Origin of the sequence: Bradyrhizobium sp. BLXBL-01 (assembly GCF_051853025.1) — a bacterium.
Classification (GTDB): Bacteria; Pseudomonadota; Alphaproteobacteria; order Rhizobiales; family Xanthobacteraceae; genus Bradyrhizobium.
This window is the reverse complement of sequence record NZ_CP182471.1, coordinates 4,013,152-4,028,552: the sequence shown is the minus strand read 5'-3', so window position 1 is coordinate 4,028,552 and position 15,401 is coordinate 4,013,152. Positions and strand designations below refer to the sequence as shown.

The following is a 15,401-nucleotide window of genomic DNA, read 5'->3' as shown; positions in this document are numbered from 1 at the left end:
CACCGCAAGAACCCGAGACGAGAATCTTGTTCCGGCTCAGGAACTCATGATAGCCTTTCGGCGCAGCATTTGACCACAACAGGCATTCAAAGCGCTAAGCCATTTGTGGGGTTTGCGTTCGCCGAAACGCGCATTGCGTCGCCTATCGTTATCTGCGAACGTTTACGAGAATGGGCAAGGACTCAACCATGACTGCGACAGGGCTTTCGGGCCGCTCTGTTTTCCTCGTCGAGGACGAGGTCATGATCAGAATGATGGTCGCGGATATGCTGGAGGAGCTCGGCTACAAGGTAGCCGCCGAGGCGGGTGACATCACCGAGGCCATGCGGCTTGCGCAATCCACCGATTTCGACCTCGCCATTCTGGACGTCAACGTCAACGGCAAGGTCATCTCGCCCGTCGCCGATGTCATCATGGCCAAGGGCTGCCCGTTTATCTTCGCCACCGGTTACGGCTCCTCCGGCCTGCCCGAGCAATATCGCGACCGGCCGGCGCTGCAAAAGCCGTTTCAGCTCGACGCGCTCGGCAAGACCATCGAGGCCGCGCTTCGCGGCGGCTAGCCTTTATTTCAGGGTGAGGCCCAGCTGCTCCGAAAACGCTTCGTCGGTACGGTCGAGCCGGAGCGGGGTGACCGAGACGTAGCGCTCGCGCAGCGCCGCGAGATCAGTGCCGTCGGCGGGCGTGTCGAGCATCGCGGTGCGCTCGAAGCCGATCCAGAAATAGGGATTGCCGCGGCCGTCCCTGCGCTCGTCGATCCTGAGGAAGCCGAGATTGCGCTTGCCTTGCCGCGTGACGCGGATGCCCAGCACATCCTCCGGCGCGCAGGACGGGAAGTTGATGTTGATAACGGTGTCCTTGGGAACGCCGGCGGCGATCACCTTGCGCAGGATATCCGGTCCGAATTTGCGCGCCGTGTCCCAAGGCGGCCGTTCGCGCGTCTCGACGCTGAACTCCTGCGACAGCGCGAACGACGGCAATCCCAGGATGGTGCCTTCCAACGCGCCGGCAATGGTGCCGGAATAGACGACATCCTCGGCGACGTTGCGTCCCTTGTTGACCCCGGACAGCACGACATCGGGCAGCTTGGCACCCAGGATATGGCGGGCCCCCATGATGACGCAGTCCGTCGGCGTGCCGCGCACGGCGAAGTGCCGCGGGCCGACCTCGCGCAGACGCAAGGGATCGTTCAGCGACAGCGAATGCGACACGCCGGACTGGTCGAGCTCGGGCGCCACCACCCAGACATCATCGGACAAGGCGCGCGCGATCTCCTCCACGACCTTGAGGCCGGGAGCGTGGATGCCGTCGTCATTGGTGCAGAGAATGCGCATGCGGAAGGTTCGATTCCTGAAAGCGGGTCTGAGCCGTCTTATCCGGCCAGGGCCGATCAGGCAAACCGGACGATTGCGGTCCGGCGGCTGGTTCCCTGGCTGGTCCCGCTAGCGGCGAATGCGCCATTGCGGCAGGAAGCGCGCGAGCCGGCCTTCCGCACGTAGTTGCATCGCCGGCACGACCTGGTTCACGACGGAAGCCTCAATGACGCCGAGCGCCTTCAGCTGCGCCACGAAGGGGTCAGATGTCGGCTCCTGCGGAAAGCGTTCGCGTGCCACGGTCAGCGCCTTGTCGAAATCCGCTGCATTGACCCCGGGCTTGGCCCGCCGGCTCTGCACGAGATCGTCGTCCCAGAGCCGCGCGATCTCGATGTCGAGAACGCCGCGGAGGCGCTGATCGACGGCCTGGATCCCGGCCCCTGTCACCGCCCATTGTCGGCCGACCCAGAAGATGTCGCGGTGCAAGGCCATGAACGGAGGGGTTCGCGTGGACGGGCCGGCAGGATAGCCGGCCGCCCGATCTTCGCAACGCGATTCTCGTCATGCCGCGTTTCGGACGCGAACCGGTGCCCACTTCGCGGGAAAACGCTTTAGTCGCGTGCGATCACCTTCAGCCCGCCCATATAGGGCTGCAGCACGTCCGGGACCGCGATCGAGCCGTCCTCCTGCTGATAGGTTTCCATCACGGCAATCAGCGCGCGGCCGAGCGCGGTGCCGGAGCCGTTCAGCGTGTGCACGAAGCGCGGCTTGCCGTCGGGCCCGCGCGAGCGCGCATCCATGCGGCGGGCCTGGAAGTCGCCGCAGACCGAGCAGCTCGAGATCTCGCGGAACGCCCCGCCCTCGCCCTGCCCGGGCATCCAGACCTCGATGTCGTAGGTTTTTTGCGACGAAAAACCCATATCTCCGGTGCACAGCGTCATGACGCGGTAGTGCAAGCCGAGCCGCCGCAGCACCTCCTCGGCACAGGCGAGCATACGTTCGTGCTCATCCTTGCTGGTCTCCGGCGTCGTGATCGACACCAGCTCGACCTTGGTGAACTGGTGCTGGCGGATCATCCCGCGCGTGTCCCGCCCTGCCGCACCCGCCTCGGCGCGGAAGCACGGCGTCAGCGCCGTGAGACGCATCGGCAGTTGCTTCTCGTCAACGATGGATTCGCGGACCAGGTTGGTGAGCGCTACCTCCGCTGTCGGAATGATGCCGAGACGTTCAGTCTGCAGCCGCTCATATTCGGGCGCGGCGAGCAACTCGCCCTTGATCGCCCAGAACTGGTCGTCCTCGAATTTCGGCAACTGTCCGGTACCGAACATGATCTCGTTGCGCACCAGCAGCGGCGGATTAATCTCGGTATAGCCATGCTCGTCGACATGCAGGTTCAGCATGAACTGACCGAGCGCGCGTTCGAGCCGCGCAAGCCCCTTCTTCAGCACGACGAAGCGCGCGCCGGAGAGCTTTGCCGCCGTCTCGAAATCCATGTCACCGAGCGCGCCGCCGAGATCGTCGTGGGGTTTGGGCGCGAACGCGTAGTTGCGCCTGTTGCCGAAGACATGGCGCTGCACGTTGCCATGCTCGTCGGCGCCATCGGGTACCTCGCCGAGCGGCAGATTGGGGATTGCCGACAGCTCCCTGGCGAGCTCATCGTCAGCGGCTTTCGCGGCCGCTTCGAGCTCCGGCATCGTGGTCTTGAGCTCGGCGACTTCGGCCATCAGCTTCGCCGCACGCGCCTCGTCCTTGGCCTTCTTGGCGTCGCCGATCTCCTTCGAGGCCGCGTTGCGCCGCGCCTGCGCCTGCTCGGAGGCCAGGATCGCCGCACGCCGCTTCTCGTCGATCGCAAGCAGAGAGGCCGACATCGGCTTCAGACCACGCCGGGTGAGGCCGGCGTCGAAGGCTTGCGGATTGTCGCGGATCGCTTTGATGTCGTGCATGGCTGTCTTCCCGTCATGGCCGGGCTTGTCCCGGCCATCCACGTGTCTGCCGCCTTAGATCAAGTCGTGGATGCCTGGGTCAAGCCCGGGCATGACGAATCATGGGCTGAGCAGCGACATGATAGTGCGAAAGTGCCCTACTCCGCCGGCTTGGCCGGCGTCGACACGTCGGTGCCGGTGGCTTGCGACGAGGCCGCCGCCTTCTTCTCCACCATCGCCACCGCGATGATCGAGCCCTCGTAGAGCGCCATCAGGGGGAATGCGAGCGAGCACTGGCTGAGCACGTCGGGCGGCGTCAGCACGGCCGCGATCACGAAGGCCATCACGATGAAATAGCGCCGCTTCTCGCGCAGCATCTTCGAGGTGACGATGCCGATCCGTCCGAGCAGCGTCAGGATCACCGGCAGCTGGAAGGCGATGCCGAAGGCGAAGATCAGCGACATCATCAGCGACAGATATTCGCCGACCTTGGGCAACAGCTGGATCTGCGCGGTCTCGTCGCCGCCGGCCTGCTGCATGCCGAGCGAGAAGCGCACCAGCATCGGCAGCACGACGAAATAGACCAGCGCCGCACCGAGCACAAAGAAGAACGGGGTCGCGACCAGATACGGCAGGAAGGCCTGCTTCTCGTGCTTGTAGAGTCCGGGCGCGACGAATTTGTAGATCTGCGTCGCCACGATCGGGAACGAGATGAAGCCTGCGCCGAACAGGGCGAGCTTGAGTTGGGTGATGAAATATTCCAGCAGCGCCGTGTAGATGAATTTCGAGTTCTCGGGACCCGCGATCCACACGAACGGCCAGACCAGCACGTTGTAGATCTGCTTGGCGAAGAAGAAGCAGAAGATGAAGGCCACGCCAAAGCCGAGCAACGCCTTGATCAGCCGCGAGCGCAGCTCGATCAGGTGGTCCATCAGCGGGGCTTTGCTGGCCTCGATATCGGCGTCGGTCATGACGCTTTGGCGTCCTTGATCGCTTCGGATGGCGCGGTGTCCTGCGCAACCGTCGCCTGTTCGACCTCACGGGTGATCGCGAGCGGCTCGTTCGCGGCCGCATGCGCTTCGGCTTCCATGAAGGTCGAAGGCGTTGGGCTCTCCGGTGTCGTGGGCGTGACGGGCGGATCGACCGCCGTGGCGGCCGACGGCTCGGCCGGCTTGTCCAGCGCATCGACGCGAAGCGCGTCGCTCACGTCCTTCTGGAGCGAGGTCAGTGGATTGAATCCCGTGGCGGCTTCCTTGACCTCGTCGAAGCTCTTCTTGAGGTCGGCCATCTCGGCCTCGCGCATCGCCTCCTGGAATTGGCCCTGGAATTCGGCGGCCATCTTGCGCGCCTTGCCCATCCATTGCCCGACCATGCGCAGCACGCCCGGCAGCTCTTTCGGGCCGATGGCGATCAGGGCCACGACCCCGATGAGGACCAGTTCACTCCACCCGATGTCGAACATGAGGTCTTCCGTTCACGCGAAGCCGGAGCCGGCCCAATCCCTTGCGCGCAGGATCGGGGCCGCTACCCGCGTCTCGCGTGCTGCTTCCGGCTCAGACGGCCTTGCTGCCGACGTCGGACCGTGCCGCGGTCGGCGCCGCATTGTGCTCGATCGACTTGGCCGGCTCGGGCTTCTCGGCAGGCTTGTCGTCGTCCTGCATGCCCTTCTTGAACGCCTTGATGCCCTGCGCCACGTCGCCCATCAGATCCGAAATCTTGCCGCGGCCGAACAGCAGCAGGACCACTGCGATCACCAAGATCCAGTGCCAAATGCTGAGTGAACCCATCCTGCAACCCTCCAAACGCGCATGGCCGGGGACCCGGCCGATCTTCACCGAAACCTAGGCTTGGCAGGTCTCAAAAACAAGGACCAAGGCGGCGCCAATTCGCTGTCGGCGCTACGCAATCTTGCTAGTGTTAACTGTCGCAGGGGCCCGTATTTCGCCGGGGCGTCACTCTTCGGTGCCGCCCTCGCCGCCCCCCTCATTGCCGCCATCCGGCGGGCTCTCGGGCTCGACCGCAGGCGCGAGCGCGAGATCGAGGTCATCGCCCGGTTCCAGCGGATCCTCGTCCTCACGCAGGGCCGGATCATCCGACGGCGTCGGCACGCTGAAGCCGGTCGGCAGGCGCGAATCCAGGAGGCCAGTGCCCTTGAGCTCTTCCAGGCCCGGGAGGTCGCCGAGCTGCTCCAGGGTGAACTGCGACAGGAACTCCTCCGTGGTTCCGAAGGTGAGCGGACGGCCGGGCGTCTTGCGACGGCCGCGCGGCTTGATCCAGCCGGTCTCCAGCAGCACGTCGAGCGTGCCCTTCGACGTGACGACGCCGCGGATCTCCTCGATCTCGGCCCGCGTCACCGGCTGGTGATAGGCGATGATCGCCAGCACCTCGATCGCGGCACGCGACAGGCGCCGGGTCTCGGTGCTCTCGCGCGTCATCAGCCAGGCCAGATCGCCGGCGGTGCGGAACGTCCATTTGTTTGCGACGCGGACGAGGTTGACGCCGCGCGAGGCATAATCGGCCTGCAATTGCTCGAGCGCAGCCTTGACGTCGACGCCTTCGGGCATGCGCTTGGCCAACGTCGCGGTGTCCAGCGGTTCACTCGAGGCGAACAGCAGCGCCTCCAGCAGCCGCAATTCCTCGGGGCGCGCCTGGGATTCGTTCTCCATCGGCTCGGCCTCTTCTACCCGCACTTCAGCCAGGCTTGCCATGGCAGATTCTCCTTCTTGCACTTAAGCGACCGGCGCATCAGGCGCAGGAGCTGCGTCTGGAACCGGTTTTGGGCGCCCCTTCCGGAAATAGATCGGCGCAAACGCTTCCTTCTGGTTCAGCTCGAGCTGACCTTCGCGCACCAATTCGAGCGCGGCGGCAAAGCTCGAGGCGAACACCGTTGCGCGCTGCGTCGGGTCGGCGACATGCCGGATCAGGAAGTCGTCGAGAACACCCCAATCGTCCTGCTCGGTGATGCTGCCGACCAGCCGCTCCAGCGTGGCGCGTGCCTCGGCGAGCGACCACACCGTGCGCTTGGCCAGATGCACGCTCGCCAGCACGCGCGACTGGCGCTGCGCGGCATAGGCGGTGAGCAGGTCGTAGAGCGTGGCCGTGTACTTCGGGTGCTTGATCTCGGCGATGTGCTCGGGCTCGCCGCGCGGGAAGATGTCGCGCTGCAATTGCGGCCTGTTCATCAGCCGGTTGGCGGCTTCGCGAATGGCTTCCAGCCGGCGCAGGCGGTTGGCGAGCGCCGTCGCCATCTGCTCGGCGCTCGGGCCTTCCGCGCTCGGCGGCTCCGGCAGCAGCAGACGCGACTTCAGGAAGGCGAGCCATGCGGCCATCACCAGATAGTCCGCGGCGAGCTCCAGCCGGATCTTTCGCGCGGCTTCGATGAAATGGAGGTACTGGTCGGCGAGCGCCAGGATCGAGATCTTGGCGAGGTCGACCTTCTGCTGTCGCGCCAGCGCGAGCAACAAATCGAGTGGGCCCTCATAGCCCTCGACGTCCACCACCAACGCCGGCTCACCCTCGGCGAGCTCTGCGGGCCGCCCGGTTTCGAACGATAGGATTTCTGCGGTCATGCCGATGCCGTGTTTGCCCGTGCGATCAATGCGTCCAGCTCAGTGCGTGCGGCCACGCGGTCGAACGGCTGCGGCGGCTTGCGTGCGGCGAGCGCGGCTTTCGCCCGCTCCAACGCCCGGCCGGCCAGTTCAGGAGTCTGACTGGCGACGTCGCGCATCTCCTCGATGCTGCCGTTGCAATGCAGGGCCACGTCGCAGCCGGCCGCGAAGATCGCGCGGGTCCGCTCGGCGATATTCCCCGACAGCGCGTTCATCGACACGTCATCACTCATTAACAAACCCTGGAACCCGATTGCGCCGCGAATCACGTCAGCAATCATTGTCGCAGATGTCGTCGCCGGATGGGCGGGGTCGAAGGCGCTAAACACAACATGTGCAGTCATGGCCATCGGCAGATCAGCCAGCGGCTTGAACGCGGCGAAATCGGTCCGCTCCAGCTCGTCCCGGGGCGTGTCGACGGTTGGCAGCTTGAAATGGGTGTCGGCGGTGGCGCGGCCATGCCCGGGAATGTGCTTGAGCACCGGGAGCACGCCGCCCTGCTCCAGGCCCTCGGTGACTGCGCGGGCAATCGCCGCGACTTTGCCCGGCTCCGTGCCGTAGGCGCGGTTGCCGATGACCGCGTCAGCGCCCGGCACCGGCACGTCCGCCAGCGGCAGGCAATCCACGGTGATGCCGAGATCAACGAGATCGGCTGCGATCAGGCGCGCACTGAGGCGCGCCGCAGCGAGCCCGAGGGCCGAATCAGTGTCGTACAAATTCGCGAAAACGGCTCCCGGCGGATAAACCGGCCAGTGCGGCGGCCCTAGCCGCTGCACCCGTCCACCCTCCTGGTCGATCAGAACCGGCGCCTCGGGGGCATTCGCGACCGAACGTAATTCCGCAACCAACGCAGCAACTTGCGCCGGTGTCGCGACATTGCGCTTGAACAAGATGAAGCCCCATGGGCGTTCGGCACGGATAAACTCCCGCTCGGCGGCGGTCAGTTCCGTTCCGGATACGCCGGTAATGAAGGCCCGCGTGCTCATAACGGCCGATTAACCCTGCCCCGTCAGGGGGTCAAGGAAACCGCCGCTAATTCCTCTGGACGAAGCAGTCGGACAGCCCTGCGGCCTTCAGATTGTTGCAAGCCTGCGTCGCTTCCTGGACCGAGCCATAGGGTCCGGCGAAGGCGCGGTAGACGATCCCCTTGCCCTTATCGGTCAGATCGACCCGCTTGATCACCGGCGAGCGGGATCCGAGCACGCTGCCGTACTTGCCCTGAAGCACCCGGTAGGACGCGGCGGCGCTGTCCTCGCTCTGCTGCGAGGAGACTTGCACGATGTAGCCGCCGCCGCTGCTGGTGGGCGCAATCTGCGTCGGGTTGGTGGCCGCCATCCGCTGCGGCGGCTCGGCCGCCGGTGCCGATTGCGGCGCGAGCGACATCGGCTGGTTGGCACTGGCATTGGCCGAGGTCGGCGGATTGCGCGGCGCGGCGGGCGCAACTGGCGCGGCAACAGGCTTCGGCGCGGCGGCCGTCGGCTTGGCGGCAGCCGATTGCGGCACGGCGCTATCGGTCTGGTCACCCTTCACCGCCACGGTCCTGATCGGGCGCGGCGAATTGTTCGGCATGGTGCCGTTGCTTGGAGTCGGGCCCGCGCTCGGCGGCGGCACGGTGGACGGCGACACGCTCGCCACCGACGGCGGGTTCGCATTCTGGTTCAGCGGCGGGAACACCACGCGCGGCCCGCCCGCCTTGGCGTTGACGTCGACGGGCGCCTCCTCGCGCGGCACGATCTTTTCAGTGCCGTCACCGCTGACCATGCGGTCCGGCACCTTGGCCGCGGAGTCCGTCGGCGCCGGCACGATCTTGGTCGGCGTGTTGTCGGCCTTGATGATCGGCGGCTCGCCGCTGCGGGGCGAGCCGATATAGGTCTTGTAGGCAAACGCGGCGCCGGTGCCGACCACGGCAAGCGCCAGGATCGCCGCAACCGTCATCATGCCGCCGCGCTGCTTCTTCGGCTCCTCGACCTCGTCCTCGGGAAAGTCGCTTTGGTAGGCATAAGGGTCGTCGGGATAGGCCGGCTCGCGCTGAAAGTCCTGCTCGCCCGTCTCCAGCCGACCATAGAGCGCGTCGTCGTAGCGCGACGGATCGGGCTGCGCATACGGCTCCTGATACGACTGCTCCTGGTGGGCCTGACCGTGCTGCTGATAGGCCTGCTCCTGATAAGTCTGATCTTGATAGGAGTGGTCCTGGTAGGCCTGAGGCTGATGAACGACAGGCTCGGGCGCGGCAGGCTTGGCCGTGTAGCGATGCAGCGGGTGAACCGGGCTTACCGAAACGGGATAGTCAGGCTCCGGCGCCGGTGCCGGCTGCGGTTGCACGTTGGCGCGCCGCATCCATGAGGGCGGCCCGGGCGGCGGCACCTGCTCGGCGTAATCCTGCTGATCATCGACTTGGCGGTAATCGTCGTCCTGATAGCTCTGAGAGGGCGCTGCCGGCGGACGTGCCGTCGGCCGCGACTGCGCGGCGAACGGATCGGTCTGCCCGATCAGACGGGCGAGCTCGGCCAAGGGATCGCTTTCCGCCTTCCCATGCTGATCGCGACCGCGACCATAGTCATCGGAAGGAAACGGTCTGTCCTGATATCGTTCGGCCATCGTGATGATGCGTCCCTTCGGGAAAGCCGCGCGCCCCTCGACCAAGGCACGGCTTTCGACCCACAAGGCTTTCAACCAAGTCTAAGCGATCCGGCTTCTGCCGGTTACCCCCGAATTCCCCTTAAGTAGTTCGCCCCAAACTACCGCATCTCGTCCGGGGCATGGACGCCGAGGATGGCGAGGCCCGATGCCAGGACCGAGACGACGCCCTGGACCATTGCCAATCGCGCCTTTGTAAGATCTGCATCATTATTGATAATGAAGCGTAAATAGGGCAAATCGCGCCCTTTCGTCCAAAGTGCGTGAAATTCGCTCGCTAAGTCATAGAGATAGAAGGCAATTCGGTGCGGCTCATGGGCCGCGGCGGCAGCCTCGAGCATGCGCGGATAAATTGCGAGGCGCTTAAGAAGATCGAGTTCGACCGGGTCCGACAGCCGCTCCACCGCCGACTCAGCAAGCCATGCGATCCGCGCGCCGGCATCCTCCGGGAGTTCCGGGAACACCTCGGCGCGGGCGTTGCGGAAGATCGAGTGGCCGCGGGCGTGGCCGTATTGGACGTAGAACACCGGGTTGTCGCGCGACTGTTCCATGACCTTGGCGAGGTCGAAATCGAGCACCGCGTCGTTCTTCCGGTACAGCATCATGAAGCGGACGGCGTCCTGGCCGACTTCATCCACCACCTCACGCAAGGTGACGAAGTCCCCGCTCCGCTTGGACATCTTCACCGGCTCGCCGTTGCGCAAGAGCTTCACGAGCTGGACGATCTTGACGTCGAGTGATCCCTTGCCTGAGGTCGTCGCTTTCACGGCGGCCTGCATGCGCTTGATGTAGCCGCCATGATCGGCGCCCCAGACGTCGATCATCTCGGCAAAGCCGCGGTCGAACTTGTTCTTGTGATAGGCAATGTCGGAGGCGAAGTAGGTGTAGGAATTGTCCGATTTGATCAGCGGGCGATCGACGTCGTCGCCGTAGGCGGTCGCCCTGAACAGCAGCTGCTCGCGGTCTTCCCAATCCTCGACCGGCGCGCCCTTCGGCGGCGGCAGGCGTCCCTCATAGATGTCGCCCTTGGCGCGCAGGAAGTCGATGGTCTCGGCAACCCTGTTGTTGCCGGTCTCGATCAGCGAGCGCTCGGAGAAGAACACGTCGTGGCGGATGTTGAGCGCGGCGAGATCGTCCTTGATCTCGTCCATCATCATCGCGATCGCCTTGGCGCGCACGATCGGCAGCCACTCGGCCTCACTTCTGGCGAGCAGCTTGTCGCCGTGCTCTTTCGCCAGCGCCTCGCCGACCGGCTTCAGATAGTCGCCGGGATAGAGCCCTTCCGGAATGGCCCCGATGTCCTCGCCGAGCGCCTCGCGATACCTCAGGAAGGCCGAGCGCGCGAGCACGTCGACCTGGGCGCCGGCATCGTTGATGTAATATTCGCGCGTGACGTCGTGGCCGGCGAACTGGAGCAGGCTCGCCAGCGCGTCGCCGAACACGGCGCCGCGGCAATGGCCGACATGCATCGGTCCGGTCGGATTGGCCGAGACGTATTCGACATTGACCTTGGAGCCGCCGTGGATGCGGCCGTAATCGGCACCTTCGCGCAGCACGGTACGCAGCGCCTCGGCCCAGGCAGCCGGCTTCAGCGTCAGATTGATGAAGCCGGGACCGGCGACATCGACCTTGGCGATCAGCGCGTCGGAACGCAGCCGTTCGGCAATCTGCTCGGCGAGATCGCGCGGCTTTGCCTTTGCCTCTTTCGCAAGCACCATGGCGGCATTGGTCGCCATGTCGCCATGGGAGGCATCGCGCGGCGGCTCGACCACGACGCGGGAGAAATCGATGCCCTCGGGCCAGTTGGCGTCTGCCGCAAGCGCGCGGCAGGCAGCGTGCACGCGTGCGAGCACGTCGGCGAACAGATGCAGCGATGAGGATGTCTGGGGCATTGCCGCCGCCTAACGCAAATCCGGGGTCGAGTCAAAGAGCCGCTGGTGCTCGGTCAGGGCGAAGCGATCGGTCATTCCGGCAATGAAATTGCCGATCCGGCGGGCCCGGTCGCCCTCGTCGTCCGCCTCCGACCCCAGCAGCCATTCCGGCGGCAGCTCGCTGGGGGACTTCAGGTATTTCGCGAACAGATCGAACAGTATCTGCTCGGCCTCCCCCATCACTCGCATCACCCGCTCGTGGCGGTACATGTGCTGGTACAGGAAGGCCTTGATGGCGGCCTCTTCCTCCGCCACGTCGGCTGGAAACGCGACCAGCGCCTGGCTTTGCCGGCGGACGTCCTGGGCCGATTGCGGCTTCACGGCAGCGAGTTTCTTCCCTGTCTCCGCGAACACCGCGCCGATCAGGTGCGAGATCAGCTCGCGCACCAGTTCAGCACCGCGGCGGACGTCTTCAAGATCGGGATAATGTGCCGCAGTCTCGGCGATGATCTCCGCCGTCAGCGGCATCACCTTGAGATCGTCGAGGTGGAACAGGCCGGCGCGCAGGCCGTCATCGATGTCGTGGGCGTCATAGGCGATGTCATCGGCGATCGCGGCGACCTGCGCCTCCAGCGAGGCAAAGCTCCACAATTCGAGATCGTAGGTCTTGATGTACTCGGCAATCCCGACGGGAACGCCATGCTCGCGGTAGCGCCCGACCGGGGCGCCGCTGCGGTCGGTCAGCGGACCGTTGTGCTTGACGATGCCTTCCAGCGATTCCCAGTCAGGTTGAGCCCGTCGAATTCGGGATAGCGGTGCTCGAGCGAAGCCACGACGCGCAGCGTCTGGGCATTGTGGTCGAAGCCCCCGAACTCCTTCAGGCACGCGGCCAGGGCCCGTTCCCCGGCATGCCCGAACGGCGGATGACCGAGGTCGTGCGCCAAGGCCAATGTCTCGGTGAGATCCTCGTCGAGCCCGAGTTGCCGGGCCAATGCGCGGGCGATCTGGGCCACCTCCAGCGAATGAGTCAGCCGGGTGCGGTAGTGGTCGCCCTCGTGGAACACGAACACCTGGGTCTTGTACTTCAGGCGACGGAACGCGGTGGAATGGATCACCCGGTCGCAATCTCGCCGGAACGGGCTGCGGGTCCGGCTCGGGGGCTCGGTGACCAGCCGGCCGCGGCTGCGGTCGGGGTCGCAGGCATAGGGCGCGCGGGGGGCTGCCATTCCGACGGACACGGCGAATTTAGTCCCTATCCATTTGATTCTGCGTATGGTGGCACTTAACTATGTCGGACGCGCGATACCAAATGAATTGGGTATGAGCGCGGGACTATCGGAGACCAGCAATGACGAGTGCCGTGACCATCAGCGACCGCGCCGCACGCCGGATTGGGGAGATCCTCAAGGGCGAAGGGTCGGGCGCGATGCTGCGCATCTCGGTCGAGGGCGGCGGCTGCTCGGGCTTCCAATACAAGTTCGACATCGACCGCGCCCGTACCGACGACGATCTCGTGATCGAGCAGGACAATGCGGTGGTGCTGGTCGACTCCGCCTCGCAGCCGTTCCTGGCGGGATCACAGGTCGATTTCGTCGATGACCTGATCGGCGCCTCGTTCCGCGTCAACAATCCGAATGCCACGGCGTCTTGCGGCTGCGGGACGAGCTTCTCGGTGTAGCGCGCTTACGCACCTGTTATCTGCCTTTCCTCGTCCGTCCACGCCACCTCGGTCGGCATCAAGTCCGGCTGGAGCGGTGCGTCCTCCGACATGACGTGGCCGTCTAGCGCCCGCAGGAGCGCTCCGATCAGCGCCGGCTTGCGCAGCGGCTTGGCCAGGAAGTCCGACATACCGGCTTCGCGGCAGATCTTGATGTCCTCGGGGAAGGCATTGGCGGTCAGCGCGATGATCGGCAAGGCTTCGAAGCGCCCGCCTTGCGCGCGGATCGCGCGGGTGGCGGCGAGCCCGTCCATGTCGGGCATGCGCACGTCCATCAGCACGACATCGTAATTGCCTTCGCAGGCTGCCGCTACGGCTTCGGTCCCGTCCGTGACGACCCGCAGCTCGACGTCGAAAGCCCCCAGCATCTTGCTCACGACCATGCGGTTGACCGCATCGTCTTCCGCGACCAGCACCTTCAGCGGCCGGTCGAGGCCGGCGATCCGGGCCTTGAGCTCGTCGGCTTCGTCGCGCCCGCCAGCCTGATCGGAGGCCTGCGCCTGGCTCCAGGGCAGCACCAGCGTGAAGCGGAAGGTCGAGCCCTCGCCCGGCGTCGAGGTGACGCCGATCGTGCCGCCCATTTGCTCGATGATCCGCCTGCTGATCGCAAGGCCGAGGCCAGTGCCGCCGAAGCGGCGGCTGATCGAGGCATCGGCCTGGGCGAAGTCGCTGAACAGCAGGCCGAGCTTGTCGGGTGCGATGCCGATCCCGCTGTCGGTCACCGTCCATTCGACGGTCGCGAGCAGGTCGCGCCGCGCCTGGCAGGTCGCCGATATCGTCACCTCCCCCTCGTCGGTGAACTTCACCGCGTTGGAGGCGAGGTTGAGCAGCACCTGGCGGATGCGCGCGACGTCGCCACGGAGTGTCGGCGGCAGGTTCGGATCGAGCTCGACCCTGATCGTGAGCCCCTTGCTCTTGGCGCCGGCGCGCACCACGGTCGCGACCGTCTCGGCCAGCGCCTGCGGCGCGAAGTCGATCGCCTCGAACTGAAAGCGGCCGGCTTCCAGCTTGGAGAGGTCGAGAATGTCGTTGAGGATGCGCTGGAGATTGTCGCCGGACTCGCGGATCGTGGTGACGGCCTCGCGCTGCTCCGGATCGAGTTTTGTCTCCAGCAGCATGCTGGCGAGCCCGAGCACGCCGTTCATGGGCGTTCGGATCTCGTGGCTCATCACCGCCAGGAAGTCGGACTTGGCGCGGCTCTCGGCCTCGGCCTTCTCGGCGCGCCAGCGCTCGGTGACGTCGCGGCCGAAGCCGCGATAGCCGAGGAAATGACCGTCACGGTCATGGGCGGGCTTCGCCGTCAGCGACCACAGCCGCGCCTCGCCGCCCGCGACGACCTTGAGGTTCATCTCGTGCAGCGGCTCGGCCTGCTCCATCAGGCCGACGATGTTGTAGGCGGCGCTCTTGTCCTCTGGGCAGAGCATGTCGAGCACGTCGGCGAATTGCGAGCCTTTCAGGAGCGGAAGCGGCAGTTGCGCGACGTCGGCGAAGCGTTGCGGCACGTCGACGAGGCGTCCCTCGGCATCGGTCTGCCAGAGCCAGTCGCTGGCGTTCTCCTGAAAGTCCTTCAGCAGCAGCGAGATGATCTCGGTCTGGCGCTCGAGCTCGAGTTGGGCCTTGAGATTGCCGAGGAAAAGGTTGCCCTGCGAGACGATGTTGCGCGCCATGAAGAACGCGAACAGCAGCAGGAACACCGCGGTCACCAGATAGGGTCCGGTGCCGCACAAAAGCAGCGCGCCGGCGCAGGCGATCGTCATGGTGGCGAGATAGACGAGGCCCGCGCGCGGGAAGGTCGAGAGCGTGAAGGCGCCGCCGGACATCATGCCGACCATCAGGCAGGCCAGGATCAATTGACTGGTCGGCTCGATGCGACTGAACAGAGCGAGCGGCAGCGCGCCCCAGATCGCGGCGAGAAAAAACGCCTGCCGCAGCGTCTGCTGCGCCGCGCGCGGCGATGCCTCCTGCGGCGGGTTCTGACGCGACTTGCGCCATGCGCGCACCGCGAGCGAGGCGGTGGCGGCGAGCGTCAGGCCCCAGATCGCAAGGAAGTCGTTCCAGCCCCTGCCCCAGAACAGGATCAGCACGATGGCGACGTTCAGCATCGTCACGGCCATCGTCACGGGGATCAGCTGGGTCACCGCGTCGATCTGCTTGGCGCGGATGCGGCGGATCTCGCGCTCGCTGAGATCGGCCGTCAGACCGTCCTCGATTTCGAAGCCGCCGAGCCAATACAGGAACGCGCCGAGCAGGCCGTCACGCGGCTGAGTTCGCTTCATCGCCTTGTCCGGCCATCCATCCGAGGAACCTCTTGATGATCAATGGCCTGCGGCCTGCTT

14 protein-coding genes and 1 pseudogene are annotated in these 15,401 nt (G+C 65.6%); 2 read left to right on the top strand and 13 right to left on the bottom strand.

What is annotated here, in order from left to right; genetic code table 11:
• Window positions 1-188: 188 nt before the first annotated feature.
• Window positions 189-560, top strand: coding sequence for a response regulator (locus ACNJYA_RS18695; protein ID WP_197959430.1), 372 nt, complete (start codon window positions 189-191; stop codon window positions 558-560).
• Between the two features lie 3 nt (window positions 561-563).
• On the opposite strand, the gene surE is transcribed toward ACNJYA_RS18695, so the two are convergent.
• The 12 genes and pseudogenes from surE to ACNJYA_RS18635 form a co-directional block, all read right to left on the bottom strand.
• Window positions 564-1,331 (bottom strand): 5'/3'-nucleotidase SurE, encoded by a 768-nt coding sequence (surE, locus tag ACNJYA_RS18690; RefSeq protein ID WP_172783670.1) that lies wholly within the window; start codon window positions 1,329-1,331, stop codon window positions 564-566.
• 108 nt (window positions 1,332-1,439) lie between these two features.
• Window positions 1,440-1,802: a hypothetical protein gene (locus ACNJYA_RS18685; RefSeq protein ID WP_172783669.1), complete on the bottom strand. Its 363-nt coding sequence runs from the start codon at window positions 1,800-1,802 to the stop codon at window positions 1,440-1,442.
• A gap of 119 nt (window positions 1,803-1,921) precedes the next feature.
• On the bottom strand, window positions 1,922-3,253 hold the full coding sequence (gene serS / locus ACNJYA_RS18680) for a serine--tRNA ligase (protein WP_439403361.1): 1,332 nt from the start codon (window positions 3,251-3,253) through the stop codon (window positions 1,922-1,924).
• A gap of 137 nt (window positions 3,254-3,390) precedes the next feature.
• Window positions 3,391-4,203 (bottom strand): twin-arginine translocase subunit TatC, encoded by an 813-nt coding sequence (gene tatC, locus ACNJYA_RS18675; RefSeq protein ID WP_439403360.1) that lies wholly within the window; start codon window positions 4,201-4,203, stop codon window positions 3,391-3,393.
• Window positions 4,200-4,694 (bottom strand): Sec-independent protein translocase protein TatB, encoded by a 495-nt coding sequence (tatB, locus tag ACNJYA_RS18670; protein WP_172783666.1) that lies wholly within the window; start codon window positions 4,692-4,694, stop codon window positions 4,200-4,202. The genes tatC and tatB overlap by 4 nt, the downstream gene beginning before the upstream one ends.
• 91 nt (window positions 4,695-4,785) lie before the next feature.
• A complete protein-coding gene (locus tag ACNJYA_RS18665; RefSeq protein ID WP_018642198.1) occupies window positions 4,786-5,019 on the bottom strand; it encodes a twin-arginine translocase TatA/TatE family subunit in 234 nt (77 codons plus the stop codon).
• A 165-nt stretch (window positions 5,020-5,184) separates the two neighbouring features.
• Window positions 5,185-5,940, bottom strand: a complete 756-nt coding sequence (scpB, locus tag ACNJYA_RS18660; protein ID WP_172783665.1) for an SMC-Scp complex subunit ScpB — start codon at window positions 5,938-5,940, stop codon at window positions 5,185-5,187.
• Between the two features lie 21 nt (window positions 5,941-5,961).
• On the bottom strand, window positions 5,962-6,801 hold the full coding sequence (locus tag ACNJYA_RS18655; RefSeq protein WP_172783664.1) for a segregation and condensation protein A: 840 nt from the start codon (window positions 6,799-6,801) through the stop codon (window positions 5,962-5,964).
• Complete coding sequence (gene nagZ / locus ACNJYA_RS18650) at window positions 6,798-7,826, bottom strand: beta-N-acetylhexosaminidase (RefSeq protein ID WP_212257179.1); 1,029 nt, start codon at window positions 7,824-7,826, stop codon at window positions 6,798-6,800. The genes ACNJYA_RS18655 and nagZ overlap by 4 nt, the downstream gene beginning before the upstream one ends.
• Before the next feature lie 46 nt (window positions 7,827-7,872).
• Window positions 7,873-9,438 carry an SPOR domain-containing protein gene (locus ACNJYA_RS18645; RefSeq protein ID WP_212257180.1) on the bottom strand — a complete coding sequence of 522 codons (1,566 nt, stop codon included), beginning with the start codon at window positions 9,436-9,438 and terminating at the stop codon, window positions 7,873-7,875.
• A 140-nt stretch (window positions 9,439-9,578) separates the two neighbouring features.
• Window positions 9,579-11,369: an arginine--tRNA ligase gene (gene argS / locus ACNJYA_RS18640; protein WP_439367326.1), complete on the bottom strand. Its 1,791-nt coding sequence runs from the start codon at window positions 11,367-11,369 to the stop codon at window positions 9,579-9,581.
• Window positions 11,370-11,378: 9 nt separating this feature from the next.
• Window positions 11,379-12,586 (bottom strand): annotated as a pseudogene (locus tag ACNJYA_RS18635) (deoxyguanosinetriphosphate triphosphohydrolase).
• Window positions 12,587-12,696: 110 nt separating this feature from the next.
• Between ACNJYA_RS18635 and erpA the strand changes: the two are divergent.
• Entirely contained in the window at window positions 12,697-13,026 is a 330-nt protein-coding gene (erpA, locus tag ACNJYA_RS18630; protein ID WP_172783659.1) for an iron-sulfur cluster insertion protein ErpA, read from the top strand.
• Between the two features lie 5 nt (window positions 13,027-13,031).
• Here erpA and ACNJYA_RS18625 read toward each other — a convergent pair whose 3' ends face one another.
• Entirely contained in the window at window positions 13,032-15,341 is a 2,310-nt protein-coding gene (locus ACNJYA_RS18625) for an ATP-binding protein (protein ID WP_212257183.1), read from the bottom strand.
• Between the last annotated feature and the right edge of the window lie 60 nt (window positions 15,342-15,401).

Coding starts and splice junctions, on each gene's coding strand:
- ACNJYA_RS18695 (WP_197959430.1), top strand. CDS start 189: ATGACTGCGACAGGGCTTTCGGGCCGCTCTGTTTTCCTCGTCGAGGAC.
- surE (WP_172783670.1), bottom strand. CDS start 1,331: ATGCGCATTCTCTGCACCAATGACGACGGCATCCACGCTCCCGGCCTC.
- ACNJYA_RS18685 (WP_172783669.1), bottom strand. CDS start 1,802: ATGGCCTTGCACCGCGACATCTTCTGGGTCGGCCGACAATGGGCGGTG.
- serS (WP_439403361.1), bottom strand. CDS start 3,253: ATGCACGACATCAAAGCGATCCGCGACAATCCGCAAGCCTTCGACGCC.
- tatC (WP_439403360.1), bottom strand. CDS start 4,203: ATGACCGACGCCGATATCGAGGCCAGCAAAGCCCCGCTGATGGACCAC.
- tatB (WP_172783666.1), bottom strand. CDS start 4,694: ATGTTCGACATCGGGTGGAGTGAACTGGTCCTCATCGGGGTCGTGGCC.
- ACNJYA_RS18665 (WP_018642198.1), bottom strand. CDS start 5,019: ATGGGTTCACTCAGCATTTGGCACTGGATCTTGGTGATCGCAGTGGTC.
- scpB (WP_172783665.1), bottom strand. CDS start 5,940: ATGGCAAGCCTGGCTGAAGTGCGGGTAGAAGAGGCCGAGCCGATGGAG.
- ACNJYA_RS18655 (WP_172783664.1), bottom strand. CDS start 6,801: ATGACCGCAGAAATCCTATCGTTCGAAACCGGGCGGCCCGCAGAGCTC.
- nagZ (WP_212257179.1), bottom strand. CDS start 7,826: ATGAGCACGCGGGCCTTCATTACCGGCGTATCCGGAACGGAACTGACC.
- ACNJYA_RS18645 (WP_212257180.1), bottom strand. CDS start 9,438: ATGGCCGAACGATATCAGGACAGACCGTTTCCTTCCGATGACTATGGT.
- argS (WP_439367326.1), bottom strand. CDS start 11,369: ATGCCCCAGACATCCTCATCGCTGCATCTGTTCGCCGACGTGCTCGCA.
- erpA (WP_172783659.1), top strand. CDS start 12,697: ATGACGAGTGCCGTGACCATCAGCGACCGCGCCGCACGCCGGATTGGG.
- ACNJYA_RS18625 (WP_212257183.1), bottom strand. CDS start 15,341: ATGAAGCGAACTCAGCCGCGTGACGGCCTGCTCGGCGCGTTCCTGTAT.